Raw genomic sequence first — 1,866 nt, 5'->3', positions numbered from 1 at the left:
AATATGACGCTCAAAATGCCGACCTTTGAATGGGTTCATGTGCTGCTCCTTCAGCTAAACAGTGGCATCAGTTTACCATCGCCAGATCTTTGCAACAGTGCCATCAGGTGCATAATCAGGGGAGGTCCCTTCCATTCGGTAAGACTTTTTTTGAACAGACCTACCTATAGCAATAAGGTGCACTCCAGCGCCTGATGGCGTTCTCAGGGGTTTAGACCTATATCGGATAATTTAAATGCGATACCGCAAGAGCGACAACTTAAAAACGATATCCGCTGACGCAAAATCAACCCGTCAGGCATCGCAACTGGTTAAATGATGCGCTTAACGTACAAAAATTTCCGATCTCCAAACTAACTCCTTCTACTCCGGCTACCGAAAGCATGGGCAATAATGCGTTTCAGGCGAGGTTCCCATGCATACCACAACCAGCGTTGTTGCTTTTTGTTGCCAATAAAAGACCACATTTCATCAACTTCACAAATCAGCTGAATTCGGAGATTATCCAGCGGGAGTGCGGTTACACATCGTGGCACGAGTTTTTTAAAGTGCGGACAACAGCGTTGATGCTTATATGCATCGCCCGTGCAGTATCGCGGATACCTGCGTTGTTCATCGTAGGGTCGACAATCTGTTCTTTCACACCGGGATGGCACGCGCGATAAGCATAATCGAGCTGGAAAGTACGGCGGCATGACTGTCACCGGTAACGCTGAAGTCCAGCTTTACCGAGGCCATGTTTTTTAACGGATTCGGTTTGTTCACAAAACGGGCATTTTACGTCAACTTTAGCCATCAGATACACTCGAAAAATAGAGTGACTCTACAACATGATCAACACGTTGAATACGTGACCGACTTACAGATGGGTATTATTGGTGAAATATAAACACGGTTATATATCCTGAGATATTCATAAGCGCCCCACGCACTGAGTTATTTTAGTTTTTTAACTATATGCCGCGCCATGCGGAGGGTGTCTGCTGCCTGGCGGTAGTCCAGGCAGGGCGCGGGCTGGCGGTGTGTGTCTTATTTTCAGGTGGCAATTCCGCGCTGTCATTTTCGGGTTGAGTATTTATCGCATAGTAAAACGTAACAGGATGTTGCTATTGTATCATATGATGTCTGCGTGATTCTGGATGTTTCAAACTTAGCATCAGGATACAAATGATGTAACGCATTGAGTTTAATGTTTTTTGATCTCATTAAATGTTTGATGCGAATCAAGTTGAACGATCGATTGGCTTATGTTTAATTATCTATGCCTATCAAATTATAGGCATTGATCGTTTTTGCTAATCAGTTTACCTTGTGTCAAACTGAATTATGTCAATTTTTCGTTGCACCGGCATGTCGTGGTTCATTCCGCGACATGTTTTGTCATACCAGTGACTTCAGGGCGGAGTGCTTGGCTGCGGAATGGATAGCGGCCTCAGAGGGAGCGGATGGAGAAAGGAAGCATGGTTGCTGGCGGGATTTTGTGCTGGCCAGACAATAATCATTACTTTCGTCTCGGTGTGGACGCGCTGCTTGAGCAGGCCCTGGCGAAATACTTTGCCGCAGGCGATGATCGGGTGCTCGCCGTTTTCCCTTCAGACCTGCCAGTGCGGCGTCTGGTCACTGCGTTGACTCATCCTGTATCGCATGGTGGTTTTCGTGCCACACGCTCTGCCATATCCTCGCGGGATATTTATATTCTTCGCCACCATCTTGGGGCAAGCACCACCGGTGACCTAGCGGAAAAGTATGCCCTGTCCACCAAAACCGTCTACGGGAGAAAAGCAGCCATGGCTGCCTTATTTGGGGTCCGGAGGCTCGAGCACCTCTTTCTGGTTGAGTGATTTTTACCGGGCTGAATGTCTCAGT

General features: G+C 47.2%; 1 protein-coding gene and 1 pseudogene. One reads left to right on the top strand and one right to left on the bottom strand.

Features of this window, described 5'->3' with window-relative positions; all coding sequences use genetic code 11:
* Positions 1-359: 359 nt before the first annotated feature.
* Positions 360-796, bottom strand: a pseudogene (locus AAIE02_RS23575) (IS1 family transposase); the annotation flags it as partial.
* Between the two features lie 649 nt (positions 797-1,445).
* Here AAIE02_RS23575 and AAIE02_RS23570 point away from each other — a divergent pair.
* The gene (locus AAIE02_RS23570) at positions 1,446-1,841 is read left to right on the top strand and encodes a hypothetical protein (RefSeq protein ID WP_498533420.1); all 396 of its coding nucleotides are present in this window, start codon (positions 1,446-1,448) and stop codon (positions 1,839-1,841) included.
* Positions 1,842-1,866: the final 25 nt, after the last annotated feature.

The sequence above is a fragment of the Cedecea sp. Ae19-4 genome, from assembly GCF_059801165.1.
This window is presented reverse-complemented; position numbering and strand designations above follow the sequence as displayed.

What these genes read in the sequence shown, in the direction of transcription:
- AAIE02_RS23570 (WP_498533420.1), top strand. Translation starts at nt 1,446, where the DNA reads ATGGAGAAAGGAAGCATGGTTGCTGGCGGGATTTTGTGCTGGCCAGAC.